Source organism: Enterococcus sp. DIV2467a (genome assembly GCF_050532945.1).
Lineage (GTDB): Bacteria > Bacillota > Bacilli > Lactobacillales > Enterococcaceae > Enterococcus > Enterococcus faecalis.
In genome coordinates this window covers 1,364,553-1,386,438 of record NZ_CP172896.1, presented here as the reverse complement: position 1 = coordinate 1,386,438, position 21,886 = coordinate 1,364,553, and the positions used below count along the sequence as shown (strand labels likewise).

At 36.2% G+C, this 21,886-nt stretch carries 19 protein-coding genes; 1 reads left to right on the top strand and 18 read right to left on the bottom strand.

What is annotated here, in order from left to right:
• Window positions 1–17: 17 nt before the first annotated feature.
• The 14 genes from IGL80_RS06455 to IGL80_RS06390 all read right to left on the bottom strand — a co-directional run bounded on the left by IGL80_RS06455 (window position 18) and on the right by IGL80_RS06390 (window position 15,716).
• A complete protein-coding gene (locus tag IGL80_RS06455) occupies window positions 18–425 on the bottom strand; it encodes a PTS sugar transporter subunit IIA (RefSeq protein ID WP_002365775.1) in 408 nt (135 codons plus the stop codon).
• Between the two features lie 19 nt (window positions 426–444).
• Entirely contained in the window at window positions 445–1,254 is an 810-nt protein-coding gene (locus tag IGL80_RS06450; RefSeq protein WP_002357254.1) for a PTS system mannose/fructose/sorbose family transporter subunit IID, read from the bottom strand.
• Window positions 1,241–2,140 (bottom strand): PTS mannose/fructose/sorbose/N-acetylgalactosamine transporter subunit IIC, encoded by a 900-nt coding sequence (locus IGL80_RS06445; protein ID WP_002357253.1) that lies wholly within the window; start codon window positions 2,138–2,140, stop codon window positions 1,241–1,243. Before IGL80_RS06445 ends, IGL80_RS06450 begins: the two co-directional genes overlap by 14 nt.
• Before the next feature lie 13 nt (window positions 2,141–2,153).
• Window positions 2,154–2,633, bottom strand: a complete 480-nt coding sequence (locus tag IGL80_RS06440; protein WP_002361968.1) for a PTS system mannose/fructose/N-acetylgalactosamine-transporter subunit IIB — start codon at window positions 2,631–2,633, stop codon at window positions 2,154–2,156.
• Window positions 2,630–4,444, bottom strand: a complete 1,815-nt coding sequence (locus IGL80_RS06435) for a glycoside hydrolase family 35 protein (RefSeq protein ID WP_430598173.1) — start codon at window positions 4,442–4,444, stop codon at window positions 2,630–2,632. Before IGL80_RS06435 ends, IGL80_RS06440 begins: the two co-directional genes overlap by 4 nt.
• Before the next feature lie 32 nt (window positions 4,445–4,476).
• A complete protein-coding gene (locus IGL80_RS06430) occupies window positions 4,477–5,418 on the bottom strand; it encodes a hexose kinase (RefSeq protein ID WP_085366403.1) in 942 nt (313 codons plus the stop codon).
• Between the two features lie 15 nt (window positions 5,419–5,433).
• Window positions 5,434–6,429 carry a tagatose-bisphosphate aldolase gene (lacD, locus tag IGL80_RS06425; protein WP_002357245.1) on the bottom strand — a complete coding sequence of 332 codons (996 nt, stop codon included), beginning with the start codon at window positions 6,427–6,429 and terminating at the stop codon, window positions 5,434–5,436.
• Window positions 6,430–6,451: 22 nt separating this feature from the next.
• Window positions 6,452–7,624, bottom strand: a complete 1,173-nt coding sequence (gene agaS, locus IGL80_RS06420) for an SIS domain-containing protein (protein ID WP_002357242.1) — start codon at window positions 7,622–7,624, stop codon at window positions 6,452–6,454.
• 11 nt (window positions 7,625–7,635) lie between these two features.
• Window positions 7,636–8,367, bottom strand: a complete 732-nt coding sequence (locus IGL80_RS06415; protein ID WP_002360115.1) for a GntR family transcriptional regulator — start codon at window positions 8,365–8,367, stop codon at window positions 7,636–7,638.
• A gap of 384 nt (window positions 8,368–8,751) precedes the next feature.
• A complete protein-coding gene (locus tag IGL80_RS06410) occupies window positions 8,752–9,654 on the bottom strand; it encodes a glycosyltransferase family 8 protein (protein ID WP_002382420.1) in 903 nt (300 codons plus the stop codon).
• The gene (locus tag IGL80_RS06405) at window positions 9,644–10,489 is read right to left on the bottom strand and encodes a glycosyltransferase family 8 protein (RefSeq protein ID WP_085366405.1); all 846 of its coding nucleotides are present in this window, start codon (window positions 10,487–10,489) and stop codon (window positions 9,644–9,646) included. The genes IGL80_RS06410 and IGL80_RS06405 overlap by 11 nt, the downstream gene beginning before the upstream one ends.
• Window positions 10,490–10,989: 500 nt before the next feature.
• A complete protein-coding gene (locus tag IGL80_RS06400; protein WP_085366407.1) occupies window positions 10,990–13,050 on the bottom strand; it encodes an LTA synthase family protein in 2,061 nt (686 codons plus the stop codon).
• A gap of 41 nt (window positions 13,051–13,091) precedes the next feature.
• Window positions 13,092–14,480, bottom strand: a complete 1,389-nt coding sequence (locus IGL80_RS06395; RefSeq protein WP_010707478.1) for an MFS transporter — start codon at window positions 14,478–14,480, stop codon at window positions 13,092–13,094.
• A gap of 381 nt (window positions 14,481–14,861) precedes the next feature.
• Window positions 14,862–15,716, bottom strand: a complete 855-nt coding sequence (locus IGL80_RS06390) for a LysR family transcriptional regulator (RefSeq protein WP_002357233.1) — start codon at window positions 15,714–15,716, stop codon at window positions 14,862–14,864.
• A 391-nt stretch (window positions 15,717–16,107) separates the two neighbouring features.
• On the opposite strand from IGL80_RS06390, the gene IGL80_RS06385 reads away from it, so the two are divergent.
• A complete protein-coding gene (locus tag IGL80_RS06385) occupies window positions 16,108–16,938 on the top strand; it encodes an MBL fold metallo-hydrolase (RefSeq protein WP_002371935.1) in 831 nt (276 codons plus the stop codon).
• Between the two features lie 146 nt (window positions 16,939–17,084).
• Here the strand turns inward: IGL80_RS06385 and sprE are convergent, their stop codons facing one another.
• The 4 genes from sprE to IGL80_RS06365 form a co-directional block, all read right to left on the bottom strand.
• On the bottom strand, window positions 17,085–17,939 hold the full coding sequence (gene sprE, locus IGL80_RS06380) for a serine proteinase SprE (RefSeq protein WP_085366409.1): 855 nt from the start codon (window positions 17,937–17,939) through the stop codon (window positions 17,085–17,087).
• Between the two features lie 48 nt (window positions 17,940–17,987).
• Window positions 17,988–19,520: a M4 family metallopeptidase coccolysin gene (gene gelE / locus IGL80_RS06375; RefSeq protein ID WP_085366411.1), complete on the bottom strand. Its 1,533-nt coding sequence runs from the start codon at window positions 19,518–19,520 to the stop codon at window positions 17,988–17,990.
• A 234-nt stretch (window positions 19,521–19,754) separates the two neighbouring features.
• Window positions 19,755–21,098, bottom strand: coding sequence for a sensor histidine kinase FsrC (fsrC, locus tag IGL80_RS06370; RefSeq protein WP_085366413.1), 1,344 nt, complete (start codon window positions 21,096–21,098; stop codon window positions 19,755–19,757).
• Complete coding sequence (locus IGL80_RS06365; RefSeq protein ID WP_085366415.1) at window positions 21,095–21,823, bottom strand: accessory gene regulator AgrB; 729 nt, start codon at window positions 21,821–21,823, stop codon at window positions 21,095–21,097. Before IGL80_RS06365 ends, fsrC begins: the two co-directional genes overlap by 4 nt.
• Between the last annotated feature and the right edge of the window lie 63 nt (window positions 21,824–21,886).

The window sequence follows — 21,886 nt, the reverse complement described above, 5'->3', positions numbered from 1 at the left end:
ACGACAACAAGTCAGAATTATTCATCCTCATCATCTACTGCAACATTTAGCAGCAATTCGTTGACTTTCACAATACTTTCTGCTGATTCCTTAACATAGTCACCTTCAATCGCTAATAAATTTGCATTTACATAGCTGATAACCATCGGTAAATTCATCCCAGTATATAAGTCAAACGAAGCACCTTGCATAATTTTTTTGGATAAAATATTACAAGGTGTCCCCCCTAATAGATCAGCAAAGACAACAAAATCTTCTAACGATTCCGTAATCGCTTCAAATTTTTCTAAAAAGTCAGCTTCACCTTCTTCTGGTAATAAAGCAACAGTGGAAATTGTTTCTTGCGGTCCCATAATCATCTCCGCACTTTTTTTCAATTCCTCGCAAAAACGGCCATGACTTACTAAAACTAAATGTTCACTCATCGATTTTCTCCTGTCTTACTTATTTTGAAATAACACCTAACGCAGACAATGCGACACAGACAATTAATACGATAAAAATGGCTTTAGTAGACGTCATATTCTTTTTACCTAGCATCCAATAAACGCCACCAACAATTCCTGCAGGAAGTAGACGTGGTAAAATCATATCCAAGTTATTTTGCATGTTAAGTGTTACATCCCCAATACTTGGTGCCCATGATAGTTTGACATTAACCATCGTTGCCACTAAAGCGCCAACCATGAAGACCCCTAGTAAAGTTGCAGCATCTGTTAAGGCAGTTAAGCGGTGTTGCATAGTTGTTACCAAAGAAATTCCTTCGCGATACGCAAATTCCAATTGTTTCCAACGGAAGACCATCACGGCAATTTGAGCAACAATCCAGATAAAGATACCAGTTGGGTTGCCATTAATCGCCATGTTGGCAGCTAGCGCCCCAAAAATAGTTGGAATTAAAGCTGCGAAAATTGAATCCCCAATTGCTGCAAACGGTCCCATTAAACCAGTTTTCAAACCTGAAACTGTTTGTTTTCCAGCAATGCCTTCTTTTTCCTCAATGGCCAAATCGATCCCTGTAATAATTGTATTAAAGAAGTTTGAAGTATTGAAAAATTGCGTGTGTGTTTTCATTACTTCTTTTAATTCAGGCGTATCATCCCCATAAATTTTACGCAATTGTGGCAAAATCGTATACAAGTAACCTGATCCTTGCATTCTTTCGTAGTTCCAACCTAATTGGAAAGTAAACAAGCTTCTGCGATTAATTTGTTTAAAATCTTCTTTCGTCAATTTATAATTAGATTTCGTCATCTTCAATCTCTCCTTCGTCTGAATCATTCGCTGCATGTTCTTTTTTGGCTGCTGGCCCACTCGGAATCATTTGACCATTTTTGTAGCTAATTGCGGCTAAAGCGAAACCAATTAAAGCAACTGCTAACATTGGTAGTGCGTTAAATACACCACTGAAGTCTTTCACAACGCTCGCAACAGATGTTCCTAAAAGTTGCATGTTTGTAAAGATTGTTCCTAGTAAAGCAGTTACAGTGAAACCAAGAATTAAATAAGGGAAATGTTTTTTCACTGGTAAGTAACGTAGTAAAATTGCAAAACCGACCGCTGGTAAGACCGCCCCAGCAACAGACAAGCCATCACCTAACCATTTCAAATCGCCATTTAGGACAGATACAACTTTTTGTACTAAACCACCACCAAAAGCAAGTGCTAAGAAGACTGGAATCATTCGAGAAAGAGACCAAGGTAAGGCACCCATTAAGAAGTTACGTTCAATTCCTTTGTAGTTCATATCTTCGACCATTTTATCAATCCGATGTGCAAAGTAGGTATTCGCAAAACGAGCCAAAATGTCTAATTGAATCATTAAACTAGCAACTGGTACTGCAATAGCAGCGATTGCTTGTTCAGGGTTCATTCCTAAAGACACAGAAAATGCTGTGGCAAGAATCGTGCCTGAGTTAGCATCAATTTTGGAGGCACCCCCGAAAGTCCCAACTCCTAATACAGTTAATTGCATACTTCCACCAATAATAAGTCCTGCTTTAATATCCCCCATCACTAATCCTGCAAAAAGACCTGCAAACACTGGCGCACTTAATGAAGAATAAATTTGTAATTCATCTAAAATTTGGTATCCTGCGTATAATGTTAATAATAAGATCTGCCACCATAAGATATTCATTTTTTGTTCCCTCCTATTTTGTTATCAAACTCATAAAGTCTTCCGCTTTGTCACTTGGCACCATTTGAGCAATCAGATGGACACCTTTAGCATTTAACTCTTTAAAAACCTCAATATCTTGATCGACCACATTGATTGACTTAGTAATAGACCGTGTTTCGTTTGTTTGTGACATGTTCCCAACATTGATTTCTTTAATCGGCACCCCAAGTTCTACTAGTTTTAATAAACGATCTGGTTTCCGTACCACAATTAGTAAACGTTGTGAGTCGTATTTTCCTGCTAAAATATTTTGAGCAGCTTTTTCAACTGGTAACACGCTTAGTTTCACGCCAGCTGGTGTTGCTAATTTTAAGCCACTTTTTTCAATGGCATTCCCTGCAACCTCATCATCAACGACCATAATTCTGGAAATATTCAATTTTGTCGCCCATAAATTTGCCACTTGTCCATGAATCAAACGTCCATCAATTCTTACGCCAATAATACTCATTGTAATCCCTCTTTCATTTCTTTATATAGTGGTTCTTTTACTAACTGAATTTCTGGTTGGTACGTTCCTTCCGTTTCAAAAATGACGATCTCATTTTGCCCTTCTTTTAATAATCCTTTGGGAATATATAAGGAAAGCGTCGGACCAACATTCCAGAAACGACCAAGATTGGTTTGGTTAACAAAAACAATTCCTTTGCCGAATTTAGAAACATCAATAAATGTATCTTTCACTTCTGCTAACTCCATATGATACTGGTAAAAGCTTGGTTGATCAGGTTGCCATTCTCTTGAATAGTCTACCTGTTCACAGCTTGTCATAGGTAAACAATATTGTTGCCATTGCGTCATAAAATGTAAATCTGCCATGACACCCGTTCGAATCCCTTTTTTCTGAGTATCTGCAAATAGTTTATGCCCGTAATTGACACGACCCATATTTTCCATTAAAACATCGATTTGATTATTCTCTTGCGGCAGTGTAACGTAAATATCTTCGCCAATTTCCGTTTGATATTGCGTTGCTTGATGTACCTGATTGACAAATAATTGCAGACGATCACGACCGTCAATCACTCTTAGCTTTTCTTCTGCAGCATCTTTTTCAATGCTTGTTCGGTAAAGAAGATAGCCGGTATTTTGTCCTAATTGTTCCATGGTTTGCGGATAAACGCTGACCACTGGCTGACTAATCGTTTCTAAAGTCGCAAACAAACTCACTTTGTTGGTTAAAGGAATTGCTGTTTGCGCAAAAGATTCTTTTACTAATGGTTCAGCTTGTGGTAACGCAGGGTACTCTTCGTGAAGCATTTTTTGTAACGCAAAATACTTTTCGGTTGGGTTCCCTTGTTCATCAAGTGGCGCATCATAATCATAGGAAGTGATTTGTGGTAAATCAATGGTTCCTCGTGCGGAGCAGCCATTCATAAACCCAAAATTGGTGCCGCCATGAAACATATATAAGTTGATACTGCCTAATGCTAATGCTTCTCTAACTGATTCAGCCAATTCTTGCGGATCTCGTTTAATAATTGGCTCTTTCCAACGATTAAACCAGCCATCCCAAAATTCCATACACATTAACGGCCATTTTTTACCATGTTCTTCAAAAAAGGCTTGCATCATACCGAAATTTTCTTTGGCTTTTGAGCCAAAATTCCCAGTTACTAAAATATCATCTTCAATCATGCTGCCTGCCCGCAATGTTGCGCGCCATGGCCCGTCAGAAGTAAAAAATGGTGCTGTCACGCCACGTGCAATCATCAAATCGCGAATCGCCCGTAAATACGCTTTTTCTTCGCCAAATGAACCATATTCGTTTTCGATTTGAATCATTAAAATATTGCCACCGTTAGCAAGTTGATGCGGAACAATTTTTTCCATTAAAACATCATAATATTCCACAACATGCTTCAGATAGGTTGGATTATTCGAACGCATCCGTCCTGGTTCATTTAATAGCCAGGCTGGAAAACCGCCAAACTCCCATTCTGCACAAATATAAGGAGACGGCCGCACAATCGCATATAGTCCAAGTTCTTGTGCTAATTTTAAAAAGCGCTCCAAATCTAATATTCCCTCAAAATGAAATGTTCCTTTTTGCGGTTCATGTAAATTCCATGGTACATATGTCTCAACTGTATTGAAGCCTAAAGCTTTCAAGTTATAAAGTGAATGATACCAATCTGAGGGATCTACACGAAAATAATGAATGGCGCCTGATAAAATTTTAAATGGTTGACCATTTAAAAGAAACTCCTCTTTAATTTCAAATCTGTCCACATTGCCACCCTTTCTAGTAAACGCTTTCAATTACTGGATAATTGCTAAATAAAGAAAGCTCTTTATTTAGCAATTTCGACTACTTGGATGTTCATAAGATGTTTCTTCACGTTCTCTACGTCTACATGCCCAGTCGTTCTTTCTTGGGCATTAGCCATTCCAGCCGCCATGCCCCATTTTAGCAGTTCGGCCGCTGGGGCATCCTTGGCTAGTCCATATGCAAGACCAGCAATGGTTGCATCTCCTGAACCAACAGGATTTTTAGCTTGAATCGTTGGAATTTTTACACGATAGAATTGATCTTGATGTTTGACAATTGCACCATCTTTTCCTAAAGATACGACAATCCATTCAATTCCAGCAAACATTGGTTTTGTTAAAGCTGTTTGCACAGCTGCTAATGGATTTTCTGAAAAATCTTGCTCTAGTAATCCTTCTAGTTCCTCTAAGTTAGGTTTAATTAAATACGGTTTCCATGGTCCTTGAAGAACTTGCCTTAAACTATCACCAGAAGTATCTAGTAGTACTTTAACCTCTTGTGCGTGAGCTTTTTGAACTAATTCTTGATAAAAATTTGTTGGTAATCCTTTCGCTAAACTGCCAGAAATTGTGACAATTTCTGCTTGCTTAATTAATTGATTGAAATTTTCAAGGAAGTTACTGATTTCTTCTGGGGAAACAGTTGGTCCAGCTTCTAAAATTTCAGTTTGATTCCCCTCGTGCAAAATCGCAATCGAATCACGTGTTTCTTCTTTGATTGACGTAAATGCTTGGGGGATGTTTGCTTTCTTTAACTCATTTGCAATAAACGCCCCATGAAAACCACCAAGAACGCCGGTAGCGATAACATCTCCACCTAAATCATGAATAACGCGAGTGACATTTAGTCCTTTGCCACCAGGGGTTTTGGTCACCTGACTGGTCCGATTAACGGTATCAAGCTTTAGATGATCTAATAGGTAGGAGATGTCAATTGACGGATTCATTGTTACTGTTACTATCACAGCTATGCCTCCCAATTACCCTTCGTTTACTTGAACTTTCGCATGCCAAGAGCTGGCGGTTGCTGCGATGACTTCATTTAAACTTTCAATGTTTTCTCGGCCTTCTGTTTTTAACCAATCACAAGCCGCAGTTTCTCCTGCTTCAACGAAAGGTTTCACGCCATTTTTCCACGTAGCACGGCCACATAAAACACCATTAAATGTTGAACCAGCTTCTTTAGCGAAACGTAGTGTTTCTTGGAATAGCTCTGTTGAGACACCGGCACTTAAAAAGATGAATGGTAAATCAGTGGCTTGACTTTGTTCTAAGAAATAATTCGCCGCTTCCTCTTTTGTATACGCTGTTTCAGCCGGCGCAAAACCTTCTACAAAATTCATATTAACTGGAACTTCCACTTTCAATACATCTACTTTATATTGGGGTTTAGAAAATTCTTTCATCATTTCATTCACTTTATGCGGTTTAACTTTTGCATATTCTAAAGAAGTCGCATCTGCTATTTGTGCATCATAAGAAACTAATTCTAAGTAAAATGGTAGGTCTTCTTCTGCACATTCACTTCCTAAGCGTTCAATGAATACATGTTTTTGATGATTGATTTCTGGATCCTCATCCACATCATAGTATAGTAAAAATTTAATCGCATCTGCGCCTTCTTCTTTCAAGCGTAAAACAGACCAATCTGCTAGTAAATCAGGCAATCGTCCCGGAGTTGTTGCATCATAGCCCGTTTTTTCATAAGCGAGTAACAATCCAGCCTCGGTATCGCGTGCTTTTGCAGCAGGCAATCCATATTCTGGATCCAATAAAATGGCGGACGCATAAGGTGTCAATTCTTTCGAGACTAATTCTTTAAACGTTTCAATTTGTGCATCGGTTGGCTCTACATCTAGTGCTTTGATCATTTTTTTCAAGGCACCTCGTTGATCAATGGCTAATGCGCTAATGATTCCTTCTTGGGTTGACAAACGATCCATTGCCGCTTTTTTTCCAGCTGTTAACGTAAGCATAGTTCCTCCTCCAAATGTTGTATTATTTATAGTCATAAATCGTTACGCCTTTAACCACACGATTCACTGTACCTGTCGGTGAAGGGGTATCCGGTTTATTTCCAACTTTAATAGATGTTAAAAGTGCGACTGTTTGGGCTACCATGATATCTGCTAATGCTAAATAGCCATCAGGTAATAGAGCAGTTTCTGCGGAATATTCAATAGTTGAACCTGAGAAATTACGTTTGCCAGGTTGAGCAATCGCAAAAACACCCGCCGCAATTTCGTCACCGTGAACTTCTTCTAAGATATCCAAGTCATAATCTCTTGTGTATGGTGTATTATTAACAAAACCAAACATTATTGTTTTTTCATTAATAAATGATTTTGGTCCATGACGGAAGCCCATAGAAGAGTCAAAAATTGTGGCAACTTTGCCGGCTGTTAGTTCTAAAATTTTCAATTGCGCTTCTCTTGTCAAACCAGCTAAACTTCCAGAACCAACATAAACAATGCGTTCAAAATCAAGGTTAACAATTTCATTTAATTCTTCTTCACGGGATAGCACTTCTTCACCTAATTTAATTAGAGCGGTTACATAATCTTGTTTTTGCTCAAAGGCTGTTTGATCAAAGAGTAGTAATGTACCCAAGGTCATGCAAGAAAAGCTACCAGTCATCGCAAAACCACCATCATTGGAACGTGTTGGCATTAAGAATAAAAAGCTGTTTTCTTCTTTTTGGCTTATTTGTGCCAGTTGTCCTTCTTCGGCACAAGTAATCGCTAAATGATGAATTGTTTCAACCACTTGATTAGCTACTTCAACTGCCGCTAAACTTTCAGGACTATTTCCACTTCTTGCAAACGAAACTAACAATGTTGGTTCGTCTTTAATCAAATAATCTTCTGGTTTGGCCACAATATCCGTTGTCCCAATACTTTCGAATGAAAAGGCTTGTGTGTCGCCGTGTGCTCGGAGATAAGGTACAACCGTATCACCGACATATTGCGAAGTCCCTGCTCCTGTAAAAATTACTCTTGTGCGTTTTCCTTGCGCTTTGGCCTGGACTTCTTTTAAAAAGTTTTCCAAAGCTGTTTGATTTTCATGATAAAGTGTCACGGTTTCTTGCCAAAGCTCAGGTTGCTGACGAATTTCACGTGTAGTGATTTCCGCTCCTAGTTGTTCTAGTTCTTCTTTTTCTGCTGTAAACATACTTAACTCTCCTAACTATTCCGAATATGGCGTATCTGATAATGAAATTGATCTGCTCGCGCCACACTCAACGTAAATTCAATAATTTCATTTTTCATGTTATATGTCTGGCGTGCTAAATGAAGGACTGGCGCTCCTTCCGGAATCATCAATAATTTGGCATCTTCTTTTGACGCAATGCTAGCGTATAATTCTTCATCAGCTAAACGAACGGTTTGCTTAAAATCTTCCGAAAATAGATCATATAATGGTTTGCTACGTAGTAATTGATCCGTGAGTGATAAGAAAAATTTCACAGGCAAGTATGTGTCTTCAACCATTAATGGCTCGTTATCAGCAATCCGCAACCGACTTAATTTAAAAACTGCCTCTCCTAACGAAAGATTCAAATGCTGACAAATAAATTTATCCGCTTCCAATTTTTCGAAGGATAATATACGGGTATGTGGTTTTCGACCCAGCCCTTTCATTTGTTCTGTAAAACTATATGCGCCAGCTAAATCAGCGGCCTCTTTTTTTATATCTGAAACAAATGTTCCTTTGCCATGACGACGATAGATGGAACCTCTATTTTCTAGTTCTTGTAGCGCTAACCGGACCGTCGTCCGACTCACTCCATATTGTGCAGTCAATTCACGTTCAGAGGGCAACTTGTCATGAGGAATCATGCATGTTTCGATTCGTTCCTGCAGCAAATCAACAAGTTGATGATACAAAGCTTTGTTTTTAAAGGCATTTTCCATAACTTTCTCCTTTACCCTAACTGGTTATAACCACAAACCAATAGTACGGTGGTTTTTTTTATTTTGTCAATAAAAAGTATTAATAAATATCTTCATACCGCTATAACCTTGAAATGATAACGTTTACATTTTTTTATTTTTCTTTATTGTAATATTTTTTTCCTCAAGAAATCATTTTTTATAAAAAACCACCCTTAAATATGATACCAGTTGCTGGCTTTATTTTAAATAGACAAAAAAGAGTATGAGACAAAAATCACTTTAGATTTTTGTCTCATACTCAAAATCTGAAAAACAGTTCTATCCCGACTTCTTCCTTTCTATTGTTTGGTTCTGGCAACAACTAACAAGTAACTGATTTTACGAAATCCATGACAATATTCATTATTGAGCATATTCAATCCTTCTGCTAATTTTCGTATAAGATAAATATTGATTGAATGTGTTGACGCAACGAAAGGCCGTCCTATTCGCATATTGATCATAATAACGCTTGGTATACCACTGAAATTCTTTCGTCCAAGGTTTGACATGGCCAGTAAAGTGGATAATGGATGGCGCTCTTCTCGTTTCTTCATATTGTTTTTCTCCATAAATAGTTGGATGTTTTTTCGCTTTTGACAGAATATAACCTTGGGCGTTCCACTTAGGATGCAACAGGGTCCAACGGTCGTGTAAAACCGCATTCAATGCATCTTGATCATGGAAACGTAATTTATCTGGATTTTCTTCAATAAATCTTAAGACTTTAGTGGTTACATCTAAATTCAACCATTTTTTAACATCGATTAGCAACAAGCCTGAGTTAAAATAACACATAGATTCTGCAGGAATCGCCATTTTTTCCAAACGTTGATGGAACCCTGCATCTTCCACAGCGGCGATGATATTTTCACCTAAATCAACTGTCCATAATTTTGCGACATCATCTAAGGCAATCATGTCACAATCCATATACAACAGCCGTTCGATCTGGCTTCCTCTAAACAGCTCTGGAATAGCAATCCTGTAGTAAGCTGTTTTGGGAATTCGTTCACTGGTTACAACATTTTTGAAAAAATGGGGGTTGATTTTTAAAAATGTTAACTCTGCATTGATTTGGGTATGTTTAATCGTAAAATACAGTAGTTGCTTGCTTTCAAAATTGATATTGTCATCAATTACATAAAAATGAACAGCTGCCGCTGAAGGACTATTTTCTAAAATTGAAACAAACATAGCAGCAAGATGCGGTACAAAGTTGGTATTGCAACATGAGACAATCGCTAATTCTTTTCTATTTTCCATTTCTTGCACCTACTTTCTTTAACTTGTTTAGATAAAGAGCTGTATAAGGATGATTTTCTAACGTATTCCAGGGTTTATCGTGTCCAGTAAAATGAATAATCGCTGGCTCTTGATTTCCCGCTGTATATAATTTTTGATAGGCTTCATTAGGCGCTTCATGACGATTAAAAACTAAAGACGTCTGCATATTCCATCTTGGTTCTAGAGCTAGCCAATCTTCATAAAGAACAGCGTTTAAAGCATCTTGATCATGATAAACTATGCGGTCCCCATTTTCTTCTAGATACTGAATTGTTTTTTGCGTGATTGCTTTCTCGTTCCATCGGTCAATATCAATCATCATAACTCCTGAATTAAAATAATAATCGGAGGAATGGATGCCCAAACGTTTCAAGGCATATGCTTGACCAGGATCAATAACCGCACCAATCGTTTGGTTCACTAATGGCGTATCATACAACTGGACAATATCATCTAAAACAAGCGTATCTGCATCTAAATAAAGAACCTTTTTATAGCTATATTTTTGTAAAAGTGACGGTAAAGAAATGCGTAAGTATGCGGTCGTTGTAATATGATCACTCACTAAAAAATTTTGATAGACTTCTTTGTCTGCTGTTAGAAATTCAACAGTTGCATTTTGTGAGTTACTACTAACCGTTTCTCGGAGTGCTTTTTTGCTAGATAGCGACAGCCCATCATCAATCACATAAAAATGAACAGGTCTCTCCGCATGACAATTTTCTAAAACAGTTGTCATCATTACATTCAAATAAGGAGCATAATTTTCGTCTGAAGCTGTCACAATTGGCACAATCTTCTGATTTTTTTTCATCAAAACCACTCTCCTCTTTTATTTTTATAGCTAAGTTCCTATTCAGAATAGGCCCTGAAAAACTTATCTGCAAATCATATGCTCATTATTTTATAATATAATTATAATAAAAATATATTTTATGGCTATAAAATAATTTTGTTTTCCGTTAACAACTATTAAAAAAACAACATTTCTCTTACTTTATCCTCAAAAATACTATTTATTTAATACTTGTTTTACTAATTTTTTTATCTAAAAATTCGCCTGTTGTATTTTCTGTTGATGGTAATTTTAAAATGTACAGCGAAACTTAATATAAATTCTAAACTGACTTCTTACTCAATAAAAGAGCGAAAAAGCCTGGGACAAAAATCACTTTGGATTTTTGTTCCAGGCTCAAAACCTGATAAATGGCGAGAACAGAACCAATTCCTTCGAAAATAAACGGTTCTGTCCTGACCTCCTTCACTTCATATATGATTCTCTTTCCCTTCCAAAAATTATCCTTCTTAAATGATCTACGGCGTAGTCGGATAATTTTGGACTGTCGTTTGATTGCCATTTTGACTAAACAAGCTGGTTGATTGTGCATTTTTTTGTTTTTCTACTTCTAATACTTTGTTTTTTTCAAAAGCCACATCATAGTTGTAGTCCTTTGGTTGCACTTCTTGGAATCCTTGTGGTTTATAAAAACGTAAAAGGTTTTCCTGATTTAATTTGTCAGATAAACTTAACGATTTTTTCACCCAATCGTTATCTTTCGTGACTTCTGCTTTTAAATCTGCTGGAACTTGGTCTAATTTTTTTCCTTGATTATTGTAGATTTCCCCACCTAGATAAGAAAATTGAGGCGTTACAAAATCGCCATTTCTAAAAGGAACCACTTGTTTATATTGAGGAGATAAAAGGTCCGTGCCAAAATGGATATAATTTTTATCATCGACACCTAAAAGATGGTACAGTGTCGGTAAAACGTCAATTTCCCCACCATATTCGTGCATGATTTTCCCTTGCGTATAGCCTGGCATGTAAAACATCAAAGGTACTCTTTGCAATTGCGCATTGTCATAGTTTGTCCACGTTTTTGGATCGCGGTTGAAGGCTTTACATAAGTCCTTGTTGTTTGCATCTGAAATACCGAAGTGGTCACCATAAATAACAAAAATAGAATGATTGTATAAACTTGTTGTTTGCAAGTAATGGAAAAATTGTTCTAGCGATTGATCCAAATAGTGCGCTGTTCGAACATAATCATCCACAATCGAATTGCCTGTGTTCAATTTAGGAAACGGGAAGTTTTGGTCATCCGTGTAATAAGGGGTATGATTGGTCACAGTTAAAAACTTCGCATAGAATGGCTGCTGTAAATGTTCAAGCTCACTAGCTGATTCACGCAACAATTGTTTATCTAAAATACCGTAACCTAGCATTTTGTCATCTTTTGAAAAATATGACCGATCAAAAAAGTATTGATATCCTAAGTTTTTATACACATGGTCTCGATTCCAAAAACTCCCCACATTTCCATGGAAAACAGCGGTTGTATAGCCTTTTTGTCCTAAAACTGCGGGAGCCGCTTCGAAAGTATTGTCTGATCCTAATTGTGTAAAAAGAGAGCCTTGCGGTAACCCGAATGTTCCTGTTTCCAACATGTTCTCCGCATCACTCGTTTTTCCTTGCCCTACTTCATGAAAGAAATTATCAAAACTGATTGTCGCTTTGTTTTGATAGAGCTGATTTAAAAACGGTGTAACCTCTTGGCCTTGGACTTTCATATTAATCAAAAATTGTTGAAAACTTTCTAAATGAATCACAAATACATTTTTTCCTTTGGCAATCCCGGCATACTGCGGATTAAGCGGTAAATTGTTTTGCTTGGTAAATTTCATGATTTCAGGTAATTCGTTTGAACTAGCTTCTGCTCTTACCTCATTTGACATGGCTGTTTTGACACCATCGATGGCTGTGAATGCATCCAAGCCAAGATATTTTACAATATAATTACGATCAAAAATTCTTTGAAGCAATTGAGGACGATCGGTTTCGCTTAAAAATAAGTTAACCGAAAAGAGCAAGACACTTAAACAACTAATTGAGATCGCCAATCTTCTGTTGATAGGTTTGGTCACAAAGACTTGATGATTCCGTCGCTGTTTAAAAGAGTAAAATACCAAAACGAGCAGCACTAAAGTATCTAGCCAATAAAAGACATCGTGGACTCTCATTAAAGCAAGTAAATCACCAGAAATCCCTTCTGAAACTTTTGAAAAGCCAAAAACAGATTGGATGGTAATAAAGTCAGTGAATTCACGATAAAAAATAATATTCAAATATAAAATTAATGTATTTAAAACATTTAAAAGAGTTAAGCTAATCATAAATGTTTTATGCTTTTTAAAATACAAACTAAAACCAAATAATAACAGCGTAGTAGCAACTGGATTGAACCATAAAATTTCTCGCTGGAGACTGCCCTTAACGCCCAATGAGAAATCTAGGTAATACGCCAGAATCGTTTTTGCCCAAAAGAGTAAAACAAAAAATAAAAAGAGTCCTAATCGGTTATTTATTTTTTTCATCTAAGTTTGTCTTCCTTTCCCTTCAAAAAAATCTTGATTTGTTAAAAATAAAACCTAACTCTGCGCAATGACTTTTTCGCTAGCGGAGAATTGGATAAATAACTTAAAAAGATAATCGCAATGGCGCAACATCCAAATAAAAGCCATACGTTTGTAAAAGGTGTTCGAGTAAGCGAACTAGTAATAGGCTTTGTAATTAAAAGACTTGGTAGCGCAACCCCTAAAGAATTGCCAATTTGCTTACATGTCACCGCAATGGCTGCTGCCGTTCCTGACTGAGAAAGTGGCATTCCTTCAATCGCTGTAATGGTAATCGGCGAATTTAACATCCCAAACCCAATGCCTAAAAAGATATAAATAACAAATAAAATAATCATAGGCGTTGTTTTAGTTACAAATAATTGTAAAAAGCTAACAGCCAACATTGAAATACCACAAAGCATAATAGGACGTTTCGTCCCTATTCTCCCTACCATTTCGCCGGCTCTCGGGGCAACAAGAAAACTAACAAAAGCCAAAGGAATGGTTGATAAGCCAGCTTCCAACGGGCTGAAGCCTCTCATCTCTTGCAAATATAGCGTGTTTAAAAATAAATAGCCGTTATATATGATAAAGCCAAAAATAGCTAAAAAAGAAGCCGATGTAAATGGAATAGATAAAAAGAAACGCGGGTTGATTAACGGATTGTCAATGTTATATTCATAAATAAAGAAAATGACAATGGCTAAACAGCCGATTATCCCAGTACTTAAAATATCTGGCGCGAAAAGCCCTTTTCTAGGTAGTCCGATAATGGAATAGATAGAACTAAATAGAAAAAGAATCATCAATGCTTGACCAACAAAATCATTTTTCACCGTCTTCTCTACTTTTGACTCAGGTACAAACTTTTGTGTAAGGATGATTGCCGCAGCAATGATCGGTACATTTACAAAAAAGACATACCGCCAGCTAAAATAAGAAACAATCAGTCCGCCAATAATCGGGCCCATGCCTAAGGAAATCCCTGTAACAGAGCCCCACAAGCCAATTGCTTTCGCACGTTCTAACTTTTCGGTAAATACCTGTGTAATAATAGACATTGCTACCGGATTTAACATAGAACCACCAATCCCTTGCAACATGCGAAACGCGATCAATTGCCCTGGGGTTTGCGAAATCCCACATAGGAAAGACGCTAAACCAAAACAGGCTAAGCCCAATTGAAGGACTCGTTTACGGCCAATTCGATCTGCTGTAGACCCAGACAACAATAATAAGGATGCTACCATTAAAGTGTAGCCATCTGTTACCCACTGTAATGTAGACAGATTCGTGTGAAAATCACTTTGAATGGATGGTAACGCCACATTGACAACCGTAACATCCATGGTCACTACAAACAAACTCATGCAACAAGTATACAAAATAACTTTTTTTCTATCGATCATAAAAACAGTCCTTTCTAGCAACTACATAAAACAGAAAAAGCAACAATGACACTTAAACTTCTAACGACACAGTTATCGCAAGTACTCACGTATCAACAGTTCTTTATATTCCTTGCCATTTAGTTATTTTATACTTAAAAAAGTAAATCTTTAGATAGCCAAACTATACACCAGAACCCCTTTAAATTGAACCGTAATAGATACGATTTATCGATTCTTAAGTTATTAAATAATTGAACATTCCGTTCAGAAATATCGAACAGTCCCATAATTGAGCATCTCTTTTAAACAATGAACAACAAAAATAGCCTTATCCGCAGCAGAAGTAAATCTAAGCGAATAAAGCTATTTTGGGTAACTATTCCAAAGTAATTTTAATGGCTAAGTCTCTAGCAACTTTTGTAAAGTTGCCTTGATTTGACCAGGTTGGACAAAAACCGAACTGGAAACATTTCGGTATAAATAAAATTTTTGTTTTCGTTCAATCGGTAAAAAGAAGAGTTTAGAATCAATTTCCTGCAGTTGTTCTTTCCGAAGAGAGATCACCGCATAAACTCCTTTACTTTTTTCAATGAGACGAGTAAGCATCAACGTATCGTAGCAACAAACAAGCGGACTTGTTAATTGCAACATTTCTAGCACACTCTTGGTAGCTTCTAAATGATCTAAGTGATGCGGCAAAAATAGAAATGGATAGTTGGTCAAACAGGTGAAGCCTTCTTCCTCAATTTCTTGTTTAATTTCTCTTGAAACACAAAGATACATTTTTAGTTCAATTAATTGTTCTTTCTTTAAAACTGGACTATTCACATCTGCAGAAGTAATCACAAAATCCAACTCATGATTCTCCAATTTATTCAATAACTCAAACGATGAACCATGGTAACATTCCCAAAAACGATTCAGTTGGTCCTCATTTTCTGTCACTTTATACATCAAGGACGTATTTCCAAAACCTAAACGCATCACTGGATTCTCAATCATTTCATGCAAATTAAGTTTCATTTTCTTAGCCTCGTTTAAAATGATATATACAGATTGGACGATTTTATCACCATAGGAATTTAACGTCAAAGAATTCCCGTTACGGTCAAAAAGTAAATGGCCCAATTCACTTTCCAAATCTTTTAATGACGCACTTAAGGTTGATTTACTAACATGGAGTTCAGAGGCTGCTTTGGAAATACTATTATATTTTGCAATGGTATAAAAATATTCTAATTTTTCAATAGTCATCTTTTGTCATCCCTTTTATTCAAATTCATTTGCCCACGCAACCTGTTCAAAACACGCCTCACTCTTTATCAATAGCGTAGTTATTTTTGCTCTAATAAGCTATGTCCATCTTGTTATTTTTCTATAACTAATAGCAGATGGATATGAAAGTGCCTTTGGTAAAACTTTTTTTCGGAAATAGTACGAGCATTCGCAGTAAATTCGGCTTATCAAAAAAGGCGTCTAGCTTTTTCTATTTTACGCAAATTTACTTAAGAAATTCCATTTCAATTCTTCTCTAAAAAAGGTAAGATGGACACAACAAATGTTTCAGTTTCCATGCCCATTTACTTTAAGGTTCAGCGTTATCTACTAAGTATGAAGAATGTCAAAGAAAGGTTAGGTACTCCCAATGAAAATCAACTATTTAGGTACGGGTGCAGCAGAACGGATTCCAGGAATTTTTTGTAATTGTAAATTATGTAAATACGCTCGAGAGAAAAAAGGACGAGAAATTCGTACACAAACTCAATTAATTATTGATGATATCCTGCTGATTGATTTTCCAGGGGATTCTTATTTACACTTGTTGCAGTATGACTTGTGTTTTGCAGACTTTAACTCTTTACTAATCTCTCATTGGCATTCCGATCATTTTTACGGCGAGGATTTGGCTTATCGAATGTCTGGTTATGCATTAGATATTCCCAATCGTTTAACTGTTTACGGAAATGAAGCAGTTAAGACGTTTTATCAGCGCGCCTTTGATTTAGAAGGTCGTCAAGACGATACCCGATTACATTATCAGGTTATTCAGCCCTACAAATGTTTTACTATTGCGAACTATACGATTTATCCCCTTCCTGCACAACATGGAAATTTCAGTGAAGATTGTTTTATTTTCGTTATAGACGATGGTAAAGATGCTTTTTTATCCACCCATGATACAGGTTACTTTACGTCAGAAATGTTTGAATATCTTGAAAAGAGCCACTTACTTCTTAGTATTGTTTCTTTAGATTGTACTAGTCAAACAAACGAAACTGGCAATAGTCATATGAATTGGGAAGAAAATTTAAAATTAATTGCAGAATTAAAAGAAAGAAAACTCGTCACAGATAAAACGATTTACGTTGCCAACCATTTTTCTCACAATGGCGGCTTGTCTTATGCGGAGATGGCGGCTTTATCTCAAAAGCATGAAATCATTACGAGTTATGATGGTTTAGAAATACTAACTTAATCGGATTATTTGCCTTCTTTTCAGCACTATTATATGCTTTTAACCGATAATTACAAGGTACTTATATCGTAACTTACACTATCTTAAAAAACAAAAATACTCGAAATTTCCCGTGATTCTGGAAATTCCGAGTATTTTATGGTTCTTTACGCTGCTGGCACAGCGGATAAACGTTTATTTTCTTCTTCATTCACTCGATTGACAATAAAGTTATAATTCACTTCATTTAGTTTTTGACCATGATTTCCTGTTTGCTTAATGCCACCATTGGAATGAACACCAACTACTTCAAACCGAGCATTATAGATTGGTGAACCAGATTGACCACCTGTTGTATCGATATCATAAAATAGTAATGGATTTTCTAAGTCTGTAAAGTTAGATGTAAACAAATCATTTTCATGAGACCATTGCGTGTGGTTTTTCTCACCTGGATAGCCTGATATTGTGACATGGGTATCTGAAGATTCAAACTTTTTCAAAACAAATGGCGTTAAAATTTCTCCCAACTCTGGGCCATCTGGACGATCGTTTTGTTTGCCGACAGTCACTACCGCAATATCCGCATTCGGGGAAAAAGCTACATCAATCACTTTGAATTTGCCAAATGGTGTCGCACTGCCATCTCGACCTGGATAAAACCAAGCATCATCTTTGGCATTCGGATTTAATACTTTGGCATTCTTAAAACTTTCAGCCACATGATTATTGGTGACAATTGTATTAGTTCCAACAACAAAGCCTGTTCCTAAAGAAATATAGCCTGGTTTACTGGCAGGGGAAATGATTCTTCCGATTGACGCAAAAGGCGCTTCGGTTGTATCTGCCACTTCTTGTCTTCTGTCTTCAGGGTCCAGTAACGATCTTTTTTGTCGTGAATGACTTTCGGCAGGAACGATATACTCTTCTGCATTTGCAGACAAGCTAAAACCGGCGATCAAAGTTACTAAAATCAGAAACAAAAAACCAGCACTAATTTTTCGTATGGAGAACTTTTTCATAAGATTATGCCACTCCTTATCCATTTTTATTTAATTGGGGAATTTTTTTCATTCATTGACCAGAACAGATTCACTTGGTTGGTTTACTTGAATATCCTCTTTAGCTCCGATTCCAGCAGAGTTAAAGGCTGCTGACACCACTGAAGCTGCTTCATCGCCATATTGAACTTTTGCAGCAGCAAGCATCGCATCACGAGCATCACTGAATTGTGCTTTAGGTGTTAAGTAATTTACTAACGAGCTGTAGAAAATAGTCTGTGCTTTTTCAATGCCTAAGTTCTGGATAATAGTGTAACCAATCCGATTAATAATTCCACTATTATAATGAACACCGCCTTGATCATAATAAGGCGTTCCTTTATACCGTGCTCGATCGTCGTATTGAGCCATGGTTTCTGGTTGTCCGTGTTTACTTGGGGTTTGTAAATTTCGAATACCTGTTTTTCGGTCAACACTCTGAGTATCCGCACCAATTTCTGGATTAGATGCACCCGAAATAATATAACCCATCAAATCAGAATAAGATTCATTCAAGGCACCTGATTGTCCTAAATATTCTAAACCGGCAGTATGTTCCGTCACACCATGTGTCATTTCATGACCAACTACATCTAAAGAGGAAGCATACGTTTTTCCTGTTGGTGTACTTGTTTCACCATAACGCATTGCTTTTCCATCCCAAAAAGCATTGTCATAAGCATCTGGATGTTGTTCATCAACAACTGACAAGATGGGCATCCCTCGATCATCAATACTGTGTCGTTGGAAATGATCTTCATAATATGTTTTCACAAATTTTCCATGCGTATAGGCGTCAACAGCATTCTGATTTAATGCTGCTAGTGATGGTGCTTGAATAATAGAATAATTATTTTTGCCATCAACTACTGCATGGTAAACCCCTGTGTTATCCGTTCCGTGTAAAGCAATTCCCGTATTGCTTTTTTCAACTGGTACATTAAACGCTACTTGAAAAGAGTTTTTTAACGTTACTTCGCTACCGACATGTTCCGTTAAATCTTGTTTTTCCATAATTGTTCCATCTGTAGCGTTCACTTTATAAACCAATGATACGGGGTCACCAGTTGGTGAAGAAGTTACTCTGACTTTATAAAATAATTGCCCTTCATTATTTACACGTTTGTCAATAGCTAAAAAGACAAGATCTTTAGTTTCTGGATTATCAGAAGCAACAATTTTTTTAACTCCTTCTTCACCGATTGCATCAACCGATTGAATTTTCACAACTTGATCAACTGGATTTCCTGTAACACTTGTTACTGCACCGTTTTTATCTAAATGAATAATCACATTATCTGAATCAACAGTAACGCCTTCCGTTTGCTTTTCTAACTTAAGATGCTTCATCCCCCACGCGTCTTCTTTTCGATCTACAACCGTATATTGTTCAGCAGCTGCCTCAGAAATTGCCTCCTTTTCCAACTTCAATAAAACTGTTGAAACTTCACTTTCTGAATAAACTTGTTCTTCTGCGGCTACAAAAAGTGAAGAAAATAGACATGAACTTCCAACAAAGATGCCTGTACCTAAAATGTATAAAATTTTATTTCCCTTCATCAAACAATTAACTCCTTCCCCAGTTTCCTTTTATTTCTTTTCCCAACAAAAGTATTGCTTTATCCTCCCTAATTTTTCCCGTTAAACGACCGCCCCTTTCCCTGCGTAAATATTTGTTGCTATTTTCATTATAGACAACTACCTAACCGGCACTATCTAAATTCCTTAATCAGCCGACATTTTTCCCTGTATTGCCCCTCATAACTCAATACCATAGCAAAAAAGTTGTTAACAAATTCATTCGTTAACAACTTTTTTACTATTATGATTTTTTTCAATAATTAAATGTTGAGTAACCGATCCTTCATTGAAGGACGTTTGCAAATCAAATTGATCTGAAAAATCAACAATTTCTTTTACATATAACAATCCCCAACCGTGCTCTTCTGGGTTACTTTTAGAACTAAATTTGGTTTTCTTCATAACCCTAAAATCAAATTCGGCTTGGACACTATTTGTTATCACAAACTCTTGTGTTTCATTTTTATTGAAAATTGAGATAGCGAACATTTTCAATTCTGATTTTGTACTGTTTTCAATCGCGTTATCTAATAGAATAGCTAACAAACGAATCACAACCACTAAGTCGATTGATGTATCAAGAATAAATACTTCTGGCACATCAACAATCACTTTTAGTTTTGCTTGCTTTGCGGTATTAATTTTCATACTTATGAGTGCCTTAAGTTCCATATTTTTCAAACGATTTAACTTCATAAGTTCAAATTCTTCATTATCAATAATTTTTTTGGTTGGTGCAATCGTTTCTTCATAAATTCTTTTGATTTCCAGAATATCTTCGTATGAAATAGCAATTTGTAAACTATACAATAAATTTTTATAATCATGACGAAACATCGCTAGCTCTTCGTTAATGGATTCTATTTTTTCAGTATAAATCGTTAAATTATTCAATAATTGAGTGTTGATACGTTGTTCTTCCAAATAAGCTTCAATGACTAAGCCAATCAGAATTAAAAATAAACCTACACTTATTAATAACTCCAATTTAGAACTATTTACCGTGACAAATCCTCGCATAAAGTCAGGTGAAATCTCTGGCGAAATCAAAAACACAAAAAGTAACAACAGAATCAACAATAAAAGTAAACAACCAAAAAAAATTCGGCTATTTTCTAACACACGATTTAATCTTAAAAAAACACTATTGGGAATTTTTAAAGCAATCCAGATATTTATAAGCAACAGAATAACATTTGAGGCAATCCATAATAATTTATTTTGATAAATCTGTTGAAAAAAAACACTTAAAATCGTTTGCTCCGTGTAATTGATAAACGAAACCATAAGCAATGTAAAAACGGATAAAAATACCGCTTTAAAAATTGAGAACCTCTTTTTGTGAATGAGTAAAAATCCTGTAAAAACAACGACTGTCAGCGCATAAATCAACCAAGAGTAGCCCAACATTAATGCCGCAAACGAACAAAGATTAATGACAATAAGCAATGAAAGTAACGGTATTTTACATTCAATCTTGATCAATGTTACTCGTAAAAAGACAAAAACGATAAAGCTAGATGCCAGCAAAACGTTAGTAGCTAATAACGACAAAATCATTTTTCAATATTCTTTTTAGGTTTTTCAGTTTGTCCCATCCATTGTCCAAATATATTGGGCGAATTTTGATTTAATCTAGGCTTAGTTCCCACACCATCACTGACTTTTGCAACTCTTTTTTCAATAACATTTTTAATTATTTTTTTACCAAATTTCATAAAAACACTTCCTTCAATTAAATTTTTTGTTACAGGGAGTATCATCAGACCTTGGATGACGAGACCGTAGAGTATTACTGAAGCAATCTTTTCTTTGACAAACAGACTACATAAAATAAGTAAACACACCCTTATAAGGCTTTGCTTTTTGAGCACGTTTAAATCAGATGGCTGAACAGGTTCAATTGCTGTTCCTTGTGGCGCATACCAATAAAATAATACGACTAAGAGGCAAATCAATAGAATTTTATAAATAAACGGTAAGCTCACAGAAGAATTTTTCAATACAAATGGTATGGCGACATAGATAACAATGCTTTCTAGACGACAGAGCCATTTAGTTTTTGCATGCCAGCCACCTGCGACAGGCCGTAAAAAAATCAGTACGACGTATACAATAAAGGTTTCGCTTAACGTCCCAAATAAAACTGATAAAATCAGAATCATCAGAAAATTAAATAAGCCAGAAAAATAAACGGTTAGATAATACTTTGTCCATTGTGTTTTTCCTGATTGATCTTCCTGATCCATATCCATAATATTTTTTAGAATCCAATTGATTAGCATATCGCCCTCCTCTTCAAGTATTGCACTAAATTATAACGAATATAGCGACTAATAGATAGATAA